15 protein-coding genes are annotated in these 14,248 nt (G+C 69.2%); 2 read left to right on the top strand and 13 right to left on the bottom strand.

Annotated features, from left to right (window positions below; all coding sequences use genetic code 11):
• Positions 1-3 precede the first annotated feature (3 nt).
• Positions 4-684 (top strand): CPBP family intramembrane glutamic endopeptidase, encoded by a 681-nt coding sequence (locus AC5WS7_RS08610; RefSeq protein ID WP_495953879.1) that lies wholly within the window; start codon positions 4-6, stop codon positions 682-684.
• Between the two features lie 31 nt (positions 685-715).
• Here AC5WS7_RS08610 and AC5WS7_RS08615 read toward each other — a convergent pair whose 3' ends face one another.
• The 7 genes from AC5WS7_RS08615 to AC5WS7_RS08645 form a co-directional block, all read right to left on the bottom strand.
• On the bottom strand, positions 716-1,177 hold the full coding sequence (locus AC5WS7_RS08615) for a hypothetical protein (RefSeq protein ID WP_495953880.1): 462 nt from the start codon (positions 1,175-1,177) through the stop codon (positions 716-718).
• A 630-nt stretch (positions 1,178-1,807) separates the two neighbouring features.
• Positions 1,808-2,224 carry a cold shock domain-containing protein gene (locus tag AC5WS7_RS08620; RefSeq protein WP_495953881.1) on the bottom strand — a complete coding sequence of 139 codons (417 nt, stop codon included), beginning with the start codon at positions 2,222-2,224 and terminating at the stop codon, positions 1,808-1,810.
• Positions 2,225-2,597: 373 nt separating this feature from the next.
• Positions 2,598-2,876, bottom strand: coding sequence for a hypothetical protein (locus tag AC5WS7_RS08625; RefSeq protein WP_495953882.1), 279 nt, complete (start codon positions 2,874-2,876; stop codon positions 2,598-2,600).
• Positions 2,877-2,905: 29 nt separating this feature from the next.
• Entirely contained in the window at positions 2,906-3,340 is a 435-nt protein-coding gene (locus AC5WS7_RS08630) for an Hsp20/alpha crystallin family protein (RefSeq protein ID WP_495953883.1), read from the bottom strand.
• A 93-nt stretch (positions 3,341-3,433) separates the two neighbouring features.
• On the bottom strand, positions 3,434-3,778 hold the full coding sequence (locus tag AC5WS7_RS08635; protein ID WP_495953884.1) for a hypothetical protein: 345 nt from the start codon (positions 3,776-3,778) through the stop codon (positions 3,434-3,436).
• 131 nt (positions 3,779-3,909) lie between these two features.
• On the bottom strand, positions 3,910-4,152 hold the full coding sequence (locus AC5WS7_RS08640; protein ID WP_495953885.1) for an Rv3202a family protein: 243 nt from the start codon (positions 4,150-4,152) through the stop codon (positions 3,910-3,912).
• Between the two features lie 506 nt (positions 4,153-4,658).
• A complete protein-coding gene (locus AC5WS7_RS08645) occupies positions 4,659-5,078 on the bottom strand; it encodes an Hsp20/alpha crystallin family protein (protein WP_495953886.1) in 420 nt (139 codons plus the stop codon).
• A gap of 553 nt (positions 5,079-5,631) precedes the next feature.
• Between AC5WS7_RS08645 and AC5WS7_RS08650 the strand changes: the two genes are divergently transcribed.
• The gene (locus AC5WS7_RS08650; RefSeq protein ID WP_495953887.1) at positions 5,632-6,183 is read left to right on the top strand and encodes a hypothetical protein; all 552 of its coding nucleotides are present in this window, start codon (positions 5,632-5,634) and stop codon (positions 6,181-6,183) included.
• A 64-nt stretch (positions 6,184-6,247) separates the two neighbouring features.
• Here the strand turns inward: AC5WS7_RS08650 and AC5WS7_RS08655 are convergent, their stop codons facing one another.
• The 6 genes from AC5WS7_RS08655 to AC5WS7_RS08680 form a co-directional block, all read right to left on the bottom strand.
• Positions 6,248-6,931, bottom strand: a complete 684-nt coding sequence (locus AC5WS7_RS08655; protein WP_495953888.1) for a PAS and ANTAR domain-containing protein — start codon at positions 6,929-6,931, stop codon at positions 6,248-6,250.
• An 84-nt stretch (positions 6,932-7,015) separates the two neighbouring features.
• Positions 7,016-8,344: a class I SAM-dependent methyltransferase gene (locus AC5WS7_RS08660; protein WP_495953889.1), complete on the bottom strand. Its 1,329-nt coding sequence runs from the start codon at positions 8,342-8,344 to the stop codon at positions 7,016-7,018.
• 68 nt (positions 8,345-8,412) lie between these two features.
• Positions 8,413-9,681: a PucR family transcriptional regulator gene (locus AC5WS7_RS08665; RefSeq protein ID WP_495953890.1), complete on the bottom strand. Its 1,269-nt coding sequence runs from the start codon at positions 9,679-9,681 to the stop codon at positions 8,413-8,415.
• Positions 9,682-10,038: 357 nt separating this feature from the next.
• Complete coding sequence (locus AC5WS7_RS08670; protein ID WP_495953891.1) at positions 10,039-11,001, bottom strand: glucosyl-3-phosphoglycerate synthase; 963 nt, start codon at positions 10,999-11,001, stop codon at positions 10,039-10,041.
• 35 nt (positions 11,002-11,036) lie between these two features.
• Positions 11,037-12,602 (bottom strand): glycosyltransferase family 39 protein, encoded by a 1,566-nt coding sequence (locus tag AC5WS7_RS08675; protein ID WP_495953892.1) that lies wholly within the window; start codon positions 12,600-12,602, stop codon positions 11,037-11,039.
• Positions 12,599-14,248 carry an MFS transporter gene (locus AC5WS7_RS08680; RefSeq protein WP_495953893.1) on the bottom strand — a complete coding sequence of 550 codons (1,650 nt, stop codon included), beginning with the start codon at positions 14,246-14,248 and terminating at the stop codon, positions 12,599-12,601. The genes AC5WS7_RS08675 and AC5WS7_RS08680 overlap by 4 nt, the downstream gene beginning before the upstream one ends.

The following is a 14,248-nucleotide window of genomic DNA, read 5'->3' on the forward strand; positions in this document are numbered from 1 at the left end:
CGCATGAGAATTCGACGATGGCGGCGGGTGTATCTGGCCGCCGAGTACGCGGCGTTGTTCTTCGGCGGCACCACCGCCTACAACGCACTGCTGCGCGGCAAGCCGCCGATTCCGGCACTGCTCGCGCTGGCCGCCGGCGCGACGATCTACCTGCGACGCTCCCCTGGTTTCGATCGAACGTCGTTGTGGCGCAGCGACGCATTCGGCGAACAGGCGCGTTCGATGGCGGTTTCGGCGGGCGCGAACGCCCTGGCCCTCACCGCGGCGACCACCGTGCTGCGGCGGGAGGATCTGTTCGATCTGCCGCGGCGCAATCCCTGGTTGTGGCTCGCGGTGATGGTGCTGTATCCGGCACTGAGCGTCTATCCGCAGGAACTGGTGTTCCGGTCGTTCCTGTTCCACCGGTACGCACCGGTCTTCGGCGAGGGGCCGGGCCTGGTCGCCGCGAGTGCGGCGGCATTCGGGTACGTGCATATCATTTTCGGCAACTGGTTCTCCGTCGCCGCCAGCGGCGTGGGCGGCTGGCTGTTCGCGACGCGCTATCTGCGCAGCCGGTCGCTGTTCACCGCGTCGGTGGAGCATTCGCTGTACGGAATCCTGATCTTCACCATCGGCCTGGGCCGGTACTTCTACCACGGCGCGGTGCCGCAAACCGCTGCCCGGCGTGCTCTCGGGACCGCCTGAAGAAGCGGAAGTCCTTGCGGCACCGGTGAATTCAGGACACGAACCGAGCGTCGGCGACCATCACGTCCGCGGCGCTGAGATACCACCCGTTCCAGGTGTCGGCGACGTCGAGTTGGATGGCGTGCCCGCTCGCCGGGCCCGCGGTGATGAGCCACACCCCGTTGCCGTAACCGGTTGCGGCGCTGACGCGCCCGTCGGACCAGGTGAACCGGGCCGCGGTGGATGCGGTGGTGACGTTCCACGGGATGTTCACCGCGAATACTCCGCCGCGGATTCCGGGTAGCAGCGGGCTGGCGCAGTCGCTCAGCGTGACCTCGCGCTGAATACTCTGGCCGGCGCTGCCGGTGCCGGGAATCATCCGGCCCGTCATCACGCCGCCGTGCGCGCAACCTCCGTTCGAACCGGACGCGGGGGCGCTGTGGCCCTGTGCCGCACCGAGTATCGGCACGGCGCATGTAAGCGCCGCTACCAGCACGGTTCCTCGAACGGACACGACATCACCTCGCTGTGACAGGGATCGAAAGTGCCGCCGATCATACCCGCCGGCACCGTCTCGTCCAGGTCAGCCGAGTGAGGTTGTCCCACTTTCTCGCAAGGGCTCCGAGTGCGGTCCGACAGGGCCGCAAGGAGTCATTCGCGGCCGCACCGAAGAAGCACCCGGGCCGAGTTGAAGGCGCGGGCGGCGCGGCTGCCTCGAGAGTCCGATTCCGAGCCGACGCCGACCGAGCAGCTCGGGGCCCCTCACGAGCCGGAGGGTAACGGAGGCGACACCGGATCCGGGGCGCTTGCCGATGTGCGCGGCCCGGTCAGCAGCGGGTGGCGCTCCGGGCCGGTCGGGCGCGCCGTGGGTAGGGATTGCGGGCCCGGGGGTGACGGGGGTCGGGGGACCTCGGCGCGGCCGGGTCGGTGGGCATGGCGGGTGGCATGATCGTGTCCCACCATGGGCGCGGGCGGTGCGAGGCGTGCCGGTGTACGAATATGTCACCGGGATCGGTTGCAGCCGTGGTTATCCGGCGTGCGGCCGCATTGGCGGCGGAGTGGTTGGAGGCGTTCCGGGGCGGGTGTGTGGATGTCATGGTGGCTCTACGGGGGAGGGTGGTGGGGATCGTCCGGTGGTGCCCGCTCAGGCAGCGTGCGGGCGGCTGCGAGACCGATGCGGCCGCTTCTGCCCGGCCCGTACGCGAGCGCGGCGGTCGCAGGGCTGCGGTGGAGTCGAGGTGCTGGCGCGGATGTACGGCACGACGCAGGTGGCTTCGGGGCCGCGGCCGGTGTCGGTTGCGGTGAATACCACCGGTTGCCCGGCGGCGAGGGTCTTGAATCCTGGAACGTCGATCACCTGGTAGTCGACGAATACTACGGGACCGGTATCGGGAGTCAGGAACCCGAAACCCTTCTCGGTGTCGAACCAGGCGACGTGGCCGTGCTGCCAGCGCGGTAGTTCTTGCCCGCCGCTGGTGTGCGGGTCACAGCACGCGGTGGCGGTGCGGGCGGGCTCGGCGGGGATGTGATGGTCGGTCGGCGAGGCTGCGGTCGTAGTCATCATCGAGGTCCAATGGGGGTGATCCGGGCTTGATCCATACGGTCGGTGAGGTCGGCGGAATCGACCGCGGCGCACACCGTTTCGGCCGGTGGCTGCAGCGCAGTGGCATCCAGGCTGGTGGTCCGCGACGTTCCCGCGCGGGCGGCGAACCGTGCCCTGCGGCGCTGATGCCACCACAGTGGCCGCGCACGCGCCGGACCGAGGGGCGTCGGGCGCTGGTGCGGCGTGCAGGCGCTGGGCTCGGGCCGCCGACCGCTGGTCGCGAGAACTGTTGTGCAGGAAAACGTTCGTGTGATCTGCGTTGTCGTCGATGTCTTCTGACCAGGCATCACCTCGCTCTCGCTCGTCGTCGAGTTCCGCATCGAGCCGGACTTCACCCTTCGGGCGGGCCGCGCTCCCGAGCCTGCACAGGGCCGGGCCGGCACCCGGGACGCGAGGCAGGGCGCCATCGCCACTGCCGGCGCGGACGCGACCGATATTCGCGTCGAGTCGGAGACCGCCACCGGTCCCAGGCCTGGCACAGGACCTCGTCGATCTCGGCGAACAACTCCTCGAGGTCCGGATCCAAAGCAAGCAGCCGGGCATCGGGCCACGACGGCTCGTCCGCGGCCTCGGGCATCGCGTAACCAGTGGTGCATACCGTCTCAGCCATCATCACAGGATCACCTGTGCTGCCGCGGGTCAGGCGTTGACGGCCTGACGGTCGTCGTGGCGGCTGATCTCGATCTTGCGGGGCTTGGCCTTCTCCGCGACCGGAATCACCAAGCGCAGCACCCCATCACGGTACTCCGCGCGAATCGCATCGGTATCCAGATTCTCCCCCAGGAACAACTGACGGCTGAACACCCCACGGGTGCGCTCCGCGGCGATCATCGACCGATCCGGATCCAACTGCGCACGCGAAGCCCGCACCGTCACCACATTGCGCTCGATATCCAGATCCAGCGAATCCGGGTCGATCCCCGGCAAGTCGAGTTCGGCGACGAATTCGTCCCCCTCACGCCAGGCGTCCATCGGCATGACCGCCGGCCGCGCCGACGTACCGAACACCTGCTGCGTCAAACGATCCAGATCCCGGAACGGGTCGGTGCGCATCAGCATGGTCGCCACCTCCAACACTCCATTCTCTGTCGACGGTGATCAGATAACCTCTGTCATCTGACTCAGATCTTTTTTAGCACTCACATGAGGTGAGTGCAAGAACTATGGTCAGCTGCCGGTCTCGTCAGGCCACGCCAGCCCTGCCGCGGTGAGCGAGTCCAGCACTCTGCGCAGCCTGGCGAGGTCCGCGCCCGTGATGGCCGCCAAGTCCTGCCCCGGCCACTGCCCGGAATCGTTTCGCACGACCGTGTCATGGATCGTTCCGATCAGCTCCAGATCGTGTGTCTGCTGAGCCAGGGGGCGCAACTCGGCGAGGAGGTCCTCGAGCCATTCGGCATCCGCGCCGCTGCGGCGGGCGCGTTCACGCTCGGCCTGCGACACCAGGGCATCGACCCTCGCGGCGACCTGCCGGATCAGCTCACCCTGCAGCGCGTCGTCCCCGACAGCACCCATATCCCCAGTGTGCTCCTCACCAGCGTTCGGTGGTTCCAGCTGCCCGGATACAGTCCGGCGCAAACTGTCACGGGTTCGACCGAACACTCACCATCAGCCGGTCGAGGCGGGGTTCCGGCCGGCCAGGCGCGTCACGGGGTCAGCGGGTGAGGCCCGTCGTCGTAGTCGTCGTCGCAGTCCAAAGGCGTGATCCAGGCCTGGTCGATACGGTCGGTAATCTCGGCGCGCTCGAACGCGGCGCGGATCTGTTCGGCGAGCGGATGCACGCGGTCGGCATCCAGGCCGGCCTCGCGGTCGCTGTCGTAGATCAGAGCGTTCTGCTCAGCGCGGTCCACGTCGCTGCCAGTGGGGAAGATGTCCTTGATGCCGGTCACGGCGGTTCCTCCTTCCAGGCCTCCTTCAACGGTCCATCGTGTGGTCGGTTCGGGTAAAAGGGGCCGGGTGAGCCCGCAAGTCCTGCGTCGACCGGGCCCACCCGTCGATGGAAGTGACCACGCGCCTCGCCGAAACTCAGCGACAGGGCGGCGAGCCGTCACCGGCCTGGTACTACCACGCACAGTGGCCATGCCCTGCGCCGGACACCCGGTCCGGCCTGACGAGCGCTGAATTCGAATCCGCCGGCATCGGTCCCGCCGTCTCGATCGTCGCCAGAACATTTCTGCGCGAGGATATTTCGCGTGGTCTTCGATTATCGTCGACAGGCATCACCTCGCTCTCACTGAACCATTGGGTGCCATTACCGCAGGATCGGCCGATCGGCCGTCCTCGCGTCCAGCCGGTGCCCCGCGACCGGGTGCCGAACCCCTCGATCTCGATGGGACAACTCCGCAACAGGTCAGGGAGGCCACGCGTACAAGCACTTCGCGTGCTGTCACTCGGCTCAGGCGTTGATGGCTTGACGCTCGTCGCGATGGGCGATCTCGATCCTGCGCGGTTTGGCCTGCTCGGAGACCGGGATCACCAGCCGCAGCACACCATCGCGGTAATCGGCGCGGATCGCGTCGATGTCCAGCTCCTCACCCAGGAACAACTGTCGGCTGAACACCCCGCGGGTGCGCTCCGCGGCGATCATCGAGCGCTGCGTATCCAACTCCGGACGCTGCGCGCGCACCGTCACCACGTTGCGTTCGATATCCACATCGAGCGAGTCCGGGTCGATACCGGGCAGATCCAGTTCCACGAAGAACTCATCGCCCTCGCGCCAGGCGTCCATCGGCACCACCACCGGCCGCGCCGGTGTACCGAACAGCTGCTGCGTCAAACGATCCAAATCACGGAACGGATCGGTACGCAAAAGCATGGTCGCCACCTCCTGCTTCCCTCCATTCTCGATCAGACAACCTCAAGTAATCTCAGCCATTTGCCTCAACTTTGTTCTAGCACTCTCCATAGGAGGCGGCAAGACTCGTCCAGAGATAATTCGAAGAAATCAGCTGGCCGGATATGCGGCCGGAGTGCCACGACGCGACCCGACGGACCGCGCGGCGCGGTGACCCGGACACAGGGCTACACGTCGATCTGTCTGCCGTTGCGGACGACTGCCGCAACGAGGCGCTCCGAGGATGTTCTGCCGGAACCGGTCGAGACCACGGCTGTGATCGAGCAGGCCGAAGGCGCGCTGGTTCGCCCGCAACGTCAGCGCCGACCGCGCACAACAGACCCGTCCCTGAACCGGTCGGGTGACTCGTGGCCTGGTCCGGCCGCTGTTGCCCCGGCCCCGGGAACTGTCGTCCGGATTGCGTTGGCGGGGTGGGTCCGAGGAGCAGATTCGAGTTGGTGGTTTGAAATCCGGCCGGGCGGGTTAACCAGGGGTGCGGCGTGGTGTCGCGTCGGGGGAGTTCGTGGAGGTGCATGTGAGCGTCGGCGGTGGCCCAGTGATCGCCTCCCGGCTGGTCGCCGAGGACGGTCAGGTCGTGGCCATCGAGGTGGGCAAGGCGGCGGTCGTCCGTGGTGGCGCCGAGTGCGCATTCCGGATCGGTGACCGCACAGGGGTATGCCGCGGCAGCGACGGACTCGCGGCGTTGTATCACGCGCTCATCGAGATCGGTGAACGGCTCGCGCTCGCCAACCACGACGTCGGCCGGGCCCGGTTCGCTGCGGACGCTCAGCTCGGCTTCCCGAAACCGGTCGCCGATGCCGGTGGCCCGCCGATCCGGCCCGAGGACGTCCAGGAGCCGGTAGCCGAGCGGACGATTACCTATGCGGGACAACGGTATTCGATTGTCATCGGTCGGCCGTTCCGGCCGCCGGACGGTGAGTTGGCGTTGTGCCCGTTCCGGGTCGACGACCGGCCGGTGGCCGTGGCCGGCGGCTGGGACGGTATGCAGGCGTTGCTGACCGCGTTGAGCATGATCGGCGGCTGGCTGGGGCTGCGTAACGATTGGCCGGTCAGCACGGCCCCCTGATTCCGCCGTTCACCGCCGGGACTCGGTGTCGTTCACCGACGTTGGTCAAATCGAGCGCGGTTGCTCAGTCGGGAGGTATGCGTTCGTGGACGGTGAGCAGGGTGTGGTCGAATTCGGTCACGATGGCGGGATCGGGCGGGGTCAGGGTGGGCAGTTCAGCGAGGAGCTGTTCGGCCAGCGCCCGCAGTTTGACGTTGGTTTCCTGGGAACGCCATCTCAGGACCTGGAACGCTTGGCCCTCGTTGATCTGATACATGCGCATGAGCAGGCCCTTGGCGCGTTCGATCACCGCGCGGGATTCGACGATCTCGGGTAGCCGCTGACTCAGGACGTCGTGTTCCGCTTCGGCCAGCGTGTCGGACAGGTCGATATAGAACCCGCTCGTTCCGATGGGGTGGCCCTGGGTGTCGGTGATGCGGTCGGCGACGACCATGACCGAGTGTTCGGTGCCGTGGGTGTCGATGAACCGGTGCCGGCTCGAGAACGGTACGCCTTGCTCGACAGAGCGGGCGATGGCCTCGGCGACGTGCTCGCGGTCCTCCGGGTGCTTGTGCGCCAGCAGCAACTCGGTGGTCGGCTCGACCTCGCCGGGCGCATACCCGTGCATCTGATAGATCTCCGGAGACCATTCCCAGCGCTGGTCGCCGAACCAGAACCGGAAACTCCCGGTCGGCAACTGTTGGCGCGGCAACGGATCGGGCAGCGAATCCGATGCCGGGCTACCGGAGATCTTGGAGGGCTTCACCACTAGAGTATGGGCACACCGGCGCACCGGCGCCACGGGTACCGACGGACCGCAGCGTCGGCGCGGTTCGCCACCCGAACACCCCGTTCAGCCCCAGGCGCGGCGGGTGGCGGGCATGCCCGAATCGCCCCCGCTGCCGGGCACCACGCCCAGCACCTGGTGCAGCCCCAGCGTGCCGTCCTCGAAGCCGAGGGCCGAGGCCGCCATGTACAGCCGCCAGATCCGGGCGCGGCCCTCCCCGGCGAGTTCGACCGCACGGCCCCAATCATGTTCCAGCGCGGCGACCCAGCGTCGCAGGGTCAGCGCGTAGTGCTCGCGCAGACCCTCCACGTCGCGGACTTCGAATCCGGCGCGTTCCATGGCGAGCACGACTTGGCCGACATCGATCAGCTCACCGTCCGGGAACACGTACCGCCCGACGAAGGACCGGCCCGTCATCACCGAACCGCCGACCGCGGAGATGGCGTGATTGAGCAGGCGGCCCTGCGGCCGCAACAGCGCGTGCATCGTGGTGAAGTACTCCGCGGCGCGCTCGGAGCCGACGTGCTCGAACATGCCGATCGAGGAGATCGCGTCGAAGCGCTCGCCGCGCAGATCCCGGTAGTCCGCGAGCCGGATCTCGACCAGTTCGCAAAGCCCTTCGGCGGCAACGCGTTTGCGCGCGAGTTCGGCTTGTTCGTGGCTCAGCGTCACCCCGACCACGCGCGCGTCGTAGGTCGCGGCCGCGTGGATGGCCATCGAACCCCAGCCGCATCCCACGTCCAGCAGGCGCGTTCCGGGTGTCGCGTCCAGGCCGAGCTTGCGGCAGACCAGATCGTGCTTGGCGCGCTGGGCGTCGGCCAGGGACATGGCCTCGTCGGGCTGTTCTCCCGCACCGGCGAATCGCGCGCACGAGTACGTCATACTCGGCCCCAGCACCAGGCGGTAGAAGTCGTTGCCCACGTCGTAGTGATGGCTGATCGCGGCGGCGTCCCGGCGGCGGGAGTGCCGCCCGCCGAACCGGGTGCGCATCTCCTCCGGAGGCGGTTCCGGTGGGCGGCCCAGCGCGCCGAGCCGACGGGCCGCGCCGATCGCCTGGTAGACCGCCCCGGCCCCGAGACCGATGCCCGCGCCCGGCGTACGCGGCGCGGAGGACCGCAGCGCGCGCATAATCGCGAAGATATCGCCGTCGAGATCCGCTGCGCCGGAGACGAAGGCACGACCCAGCCCCAATTGGCCGGGCGCCCAGACCAAATGGCTGATCGCCTCCTTGGACCGCACCCGCACAGTGCCGTGGGACGTGCCGACCGGCCGGATCGAACTGCCGTCCCAGAACTCGAACGCGACACCGGGTTCCGGCCCGAACGCGGCACGAAGCAACGGGCGAAGTGTGTCGGCGACGGATCGCTGATCGGCCATCTGATCACTGCTGCCCATGACATCACTATGGCCCGCTATGCCGGAGGTGAACGACAACGACTCGGTGTCAATCCACCGGGCTCCGTTCAGCCGGCTCTGTTCAGCGATGTTCCGGGCTGCTCACCGTTCACGACGCGCGCGACCAGACTCGAACGCAGATACCACGAACCCTTCGCCGTCTCCGGATCCAGCCCGGTCAGCGTCGCGATACGCACGAGCCGCCGGCGCAGCGTCCCGACCGAGACGCCGAGCCGCCGGGCCACCGCGTGCTGCGTTCCGGGCGAGCCCAGGAATGCGCGCAGGGTGTCCAGCAGAGCCGGATCGCCGCGCAGCGGGTCCAGCACCGACCGGATCCGCCGGTTGGCCCGGCCCGGACGCGACAACTGGTATTCGCAGGCCAGATCCCGGAATCGGTGCAGGCCCGGTCCGCGGCCCAGATGTACTGCCAGATCCAGTAATTCGTGGGCCAGATCCGCGGTCTGCGGGATCGCGGACTGATCGGCCGCGACGAACGTCGCGGTCACCGGTGCGCCCGCGACCTGGGCGAGCCGATCGATCCGTTCCCCCACCCACTGTTCGACCGCGGCGTGATCCGCACCGGTAGCCGGGTCCTGCGCGGGAATCAGGATCGTGCCGCCGTCGACGCTCAGCAACGACAGCGCACGAGGGCGGCAGCCGGTCGCGAGTTCGGCCTGGATGCGGCGCAGCTTGCGGCGGGCGACCACGCGAGCGTCGAGTCGCGGATCGCTCTCCTGCGGATGCGCGCCGATCGCCACGGCCACGACCAGATACGAATTCGCCAGTCCCGCTGTGGATCCGGCGGCGAGTGTGCCGACAGCGCGGCCGGCCAGCAGGCCCGAGGCCAGGGTCGCCGCGGCGACCCGGCCCTCGGTGGTCATCGCGCGAACCTCGGCGGCGTATCCGCGGGCGACCGCGGCCGAGAGGGTGCGCAGCACATCGATCAGGCCGGCGCCCTCCGCGCGCACGACCCGCCCGTCCGACCAGGCGACACCGCGGGCCCAATACTGCAGGGACGCGGAAACCGCCGCGTGGACGGCTCGGTGCAGGATCTCGACCGGCAGGTCCCGCTGCGCCCAGCGGCGGGCGATCGATTCGATTCGATCGCTCACCTGCCGCGGATCGGTGCCGGCCGGGGCTTCGGTCAGTTCGTGCATGCTGCACCGCACGAGTTCGAGCAGATCCGCCCGGAGCCGGTTATCGAGCCGGTCCGCGACAGCGGTCAGGTTCAGCCCGTCCACGACGGACCGCGCCAAGACGGTCGGGTGCGCCGGCTGCCGAGCGGTCCGCACGGGCGCTCGATCCGAATACATCGCGCTCGTCCTCATGCGGGTCATGAAATTCCTCATCGGCTCGGAAGCGAAAGGGAGCGCAGGAGTTGTTTTCCATCGCCCGATTGCAGACTTTACCGAGGCCGCCGGATATCGCGGATGTTCGAAGTACACAACGCTGATCGCGCCGATTGTGCACTTCCACCGAAGTCGGTCCGCACGCTTTCTGTCGACGAAATCCACTGGTAGAGGGCAGGTATCGCGTTTTCGCGCGGCTGTTCGGCACAGGCGGCCGGGTGCGCTGCCGATCGCGCGGGCGTCGACTGTGAACAGCACTTCGATTCGGCGGGCGAATCAAGTGACATTTCCCAATGGAATGGTGGCGAATTCGTCGTATTCGGATATTTCAGCGCGCGGGACGAGTCACGCGATGCCCAGCCGGGATGCCAGATCGGACCATTCGGGGTCCGCATCGGCCGCAGGATCCAGGGCCAGGCTCATCGGCGGCCGGTCGGCGAAACTGGGCTCGGTGACCGTGCGACGCCAGCCGGTGCCGTGCGGGATGAATTGCGGCAGACCGCTGCCGGAGTCCTCGAGGCCCAGGCGGTCCAGCAATGTCGCGATGATCTGGCGGCTCATCGCGGCCAATTCGTCGTTCGGGCGGTTGCGGTGCAGCCGGGTGCCCAGGTCGACCTGGCCGATGGTTTCGATGCCGTACCGCGCGAAACAGTCCAGCAGAATACCGATTTCGACGCCGTAGCCGGGGGCGAACGGGATTGCGGTGAGCAACTCCCGGGTGGCGGCGTACTCGCCGCCGAGCGGCTGCACGATCTCGGCGAGTTCGGGCGCGAGGGCGGCCAGCAGCGGCCGGGCGACCAACTGCGTGACCCGGCCGCCGCCATCGGCGTCGGTGCGCCCCTCGGTGCGCAGCGGCCGCCGGTAGAAGCCCTTCACCAGGTGCAGGCCGCGATCGAACAGCAGCGGCGCGAGCAGGGACGGCACGAACATCGGGCTGGGGGAGATGAGATCGGAGTCGACGAACACGATCAGATCCCCCCGCGCCACCGCCAGCGAACGCCACAGCACCTCCCCCTTGCCGGGTCGCGGCGGCAGCTGCGGAAAGGCTTGTTCGCGGGTGTACACGGTGGCGCCGGCGTCGCGGGCGGCCGCGATGGTGCCGTCGGTCGAACCCGAGTCCAGCACGAGCAATTCGTCGACCAGCCCGCCCACGAGCGGGCGGATCGTGGCGATCACCCCGGCGACGGTGGCCTCCTCGTCGAGTGCGGGCAGGACCACCGAGACGCGGCGGCCGTGTTTGCGCTCGATGAGGTCCGGGACGGACCAGCGGCGGTCGAACCAGGTGGGGCCGGTGTGCGAGACGGGCATGAGGCAGCTTCTTTCTGGTGGCGCGCGGACGGCGGTCAGAGTCCGGGATCCAGGACGAGGGTGGTCAGATTCGGCCACAGCACGGACCAGGGCCGCCGTGGATGCCGGCAACGCCAGATCCTCACCCCGCGATCGATGCCCGGAAAGCCGAATGGGTCGTCGATCCGCACGACCGGATCGGCGACCTCGAAGACGTTGTGCGGCAGCGTATCCGATGCACCGGTGCCCACGTACAGCACGATGCGCGCGGCCTCGGCCGGGCTGCCGAAGTACGCGTATCCGCGATCCGCGCTGTACACCGGCGGATGGCCGGGCGGGCCGAGCTCATCGAGAGCCGCTGCCTGCCAATAGGTCTGGGTGAGGACGACGACACCGGCACGGTCGCCGGGCGCTACGGCGCGGTAGGCCGCGTCCACGCCGCCGACCAGCCGGGACCAGCCACTTGTGCCGAAGGTTCGCATGCGCGTGGACAATTCGGCTTGGGAGCGGACCGGTCGATCGGCCCGGGTGAGCGGCAGCGCCGACACCACCGTCAGGGATATCGCGACCGATACCGCGACCACCGCGGCCCCGGCGGTCCGCGCCGCGCGATGCCGCAGGTCCGGGATCGCCGCCGCCCCGGCGGCGAACAACGCCGGGAACATTCCCGCGACGTAGTAGGGCCGCCCGCCGCTGACGATCACGAACACCGCCGTCACGACCGCGGCGATACCGATCCAGCGATGGGATCGAAAGCCGCTGTGCCGCAGTAACGCCCACCATCCGCACAGCGCCAGCAGCCCGCCCAGCAGTCCGGTCAGCAGGGCCCACTGCACCGGCAGTCCCCGCACACCGCCGGTAGCCGCGCGCTGTTCGGCGCGGATCACCGCGCCCATCGCCAGCTGCGGCCAGCCGTGCCGCTGTTGCCAGAACATGCCCGGCAACACCGTGATCATCAGCACCGGCGCGGACCACCACAGCGCCGGACGCGACAGCAATTCGCGCGGCCCGCACACCGCGACCCCAACGATGATCCCGGCAACCAGCACCACGGCCAGCAGTTTCACCTCGAGGTCCACGGCGATCACGGTGGCGGCCCCGACCAGCAGCCGGTCCCGGCGCAGCCGGGTCCAGCGGGCCAGCAGCCACAGCGCGGCCGCACTCAGCGCACTGTCCAGCGCGAAGGTGGACAGGCTCGCGGCCTGCGTGATCAGGTACGGACACGTCGCGCCGGCCAGCGCCGCCAGCACCTGCGCGCGGCGGCGCCCGCCCATTTCCCGGGCGCACGCTCCGGCCGCCAGAACCCCGGCGACGGCGGCCAGGATCGACGGGACGCGCAGTGTCACAACCGATCCGGGTGCCAGAGTCCAAGCTACCCGGGCCAGCAGCGGAACCAGCGGCCCCTGATCGGCATAGCCGGGGGCGAGATGACTCCCGGCGGCCACGAAGTACAGTTCGTCGCCGAAGTACTCGTACCGTCCGGCGCGGACCAGCAGGATCAGCCCGGTGACGACCGCGATGGCGATGACCGCCGGCGCCGCGAACCGGACCTCACCGGCGGACGAATCCTGTTCCGCGGCAAGCCTCTCGTTCCGGTCGGCGCGGTCGAAGATCGCGGTCACGGCTGAGTCCCCGGTCGCCGCGGCAGCGCGAACGTGAGTACCGTGAGCACGCCCGCGACCGCCGCGACGATCCACAGCACCGTCACGCAGGCCTGCAGGAACGTCGGCGCGGTGGCCGCCGCCGCCACGGCCGCGTCGATCTCGCCGCCCGCGCAGCCGCGCACCGGCAGCACGTGCGACGGCGAGGCGAAGGCGGCACGGGCACAATCGCCGAAACGCCGGACCGCCTCGATTCGATCGCCCGGCGCCGCGCCGCGCTCGGACAAATGCTGCGCCAGAAGCACTTTCGCGTCGTCCACGCCGGAACCGGCGGCGATTCGAGTGAAGAACACACTCCCGAGCACGGCCGCGCCGATCGCGCTGCCGAGCTGCTGGACGGTCGGCGCGAGCCCGGAGGCGCTACCTGTCGGCCCCTGCCCCAGCCCGGCCACCATCACCGCCGGCAGCGGCGCGGCGAGCCAGCCCATCCCGGCCCCGGCCAGCAGCACCGGTTCGCTCAGCGCGCGCGTATCCACGCCGCCGGATGCGGGATGTACCGTCAGCGCCATCTGCGCGACACCGAGCGCGAACAGCCCGACGCCCACGGTCAACGACCGAGATCCCAAGCGCGCCATCAGTATCGGTGAGGTGAGCGCCGCGACCAGGGCGCCGAGCGCGAACGGCAGCAGCAGCCGCGCGGTCTGCCACGCCGACCAGCCCAGGCCGGTCTGCGCGGTCATCGACACGGTGAACAGCAACGCCGCGAACAATCCGTAGAACACCAGCAGCAGAACCGATCCCACGCCGAAGCCGCGATCGCGGAACACCTCCGCGCAGATCAGCGGCGTGCCGCCGCGCACGGTAACCCACCGCTGCCGCCAACCGAATCCGGCCAGCACCGCCACGCCCGCTGCCAACAGGACCAGCGCACCGGGCGGCCAGCCCGAGTCACGGCCCGTGGACACCGGATACAGCACCGCGGCGAGCCCGGCCGTCGAGAGCACCGCGCCCGGCACGTCCACCCGCACCGGCCGTTCGGCTCGCCCGATGTCCAGATAGCGCGCGGCCAGGGCCAGGGCGAGCAGGCCCAGCGGCAGATTCAGCAGGAAGATCGACCGCCAGCCCAGTCCGCCCGGGTTCAACCCGACGATCAGTCCGCCCAGCACCGGCCCGGACAGCCCGGCCAGGCCCGCGACCGCACCGTAGACGCCGAAGACCAGCGGCCGCCGCCGCAGCGGGAACACCTCGGCCACGATCGCGATCGTCTGCGCCGAGACCGCCGCCGCACCCAGTCCCTGCGCCAGCCGGCCGGCCACCAGTTCGATCGGGAGCCGGGCCAGACCACAGCCCAGCGAGGCCGCGGTGAAGATCGCCATGCCGATCAGGAACAGTCGCCGTCGCCCGAACCGATCCCCCAGCCGGGACGCGGTCAGCAGGGTGCACGCGAACGCCAGCCCGTAGCCGGTGACCACCAGCAGCTGCACCGAGCCGGTGGCCGACAGATCGCGGGCCAGCACCGGAAGTGCGGTGTTGACGATGGTCAGGTCCAACATCTGCATGAACACCGCGAGCAGGCAGGCCGCCAGTGCCGCCCACGCGCGCCGACCCGGGACGGCCGGATCCGCGCTATCGCGGTCCGCCCGAACCGGTATGCCCCGAATCGCCAT

The sequence above is a fragment of the Nocardia sp. PLKS1-43 genome (assembly GCF_059510335.1).

Coding starts and splice junctions, on each gene's coding strand:
- AC5WS7_RS08610 (WP_495953879.1), top strand. CDS start 4: ATGAGAATTCGACGATGGCGGCGGGTGTATCTGGCCGCCGAGTACGCG.
- AC5WS7_RS08620 (WP_495953881.1), bottom strand. CDS start 2,224: ATGACTACGACCGCAGCCTCGCCGACCGACCATCACATCCCCGCCGAG.
- AC5WS7_RS08625 (WP_495953882.1), bottom strand. CDS start 2,876: ATGGCTGAGACGGTATGCACCACTGGTTACGCGATGCCCGAGGCCGCG.
- AC5WS7_RS08635 (WP_495953884.1), bottom strand. CDS start 3,778: ATGGGTGCTGTCGGGGACGACGCGCTGCAGGGTGAGCTGATCCGGCAG.
- AC5WS7_RS08645 (WP_495953886.1), bottom strand. CDS start 5,078: ATGCTTTTGCGTACCGATCCGTTCCGTGATTTGGATCGTTTGACGCAG.
- AC5WS7_RS08660 (WP_495953889.1), bottom strand. CDS start 8,344: ATGGGCAGCAGTGATCAGATGGCCGATCAGCGATCCGTCGCCGACACA.
- AC5WS7_RS08665 (WP_495953890.1), bottom strand. CDS start 9,681: ATGACCCGCATGAGGACGAGCGCGATGTATTCGGATCGAGCGCCCGTG.
- AC5WS7_RS08670 (WP_495953891.1), bottom strand. CDS start 11,001: ATGCCCGTCTCGCACACCGGCCCCACCTGGTTCGACCGCCGCTGGTCC.
- AC5WS7_RS08680 (WP_495953893.1), bottom strand. CDS start 14,248: ATGGCGATTCGGGGCATACCGGTTCGGGCGGACCGCGATAGCGCGGAT.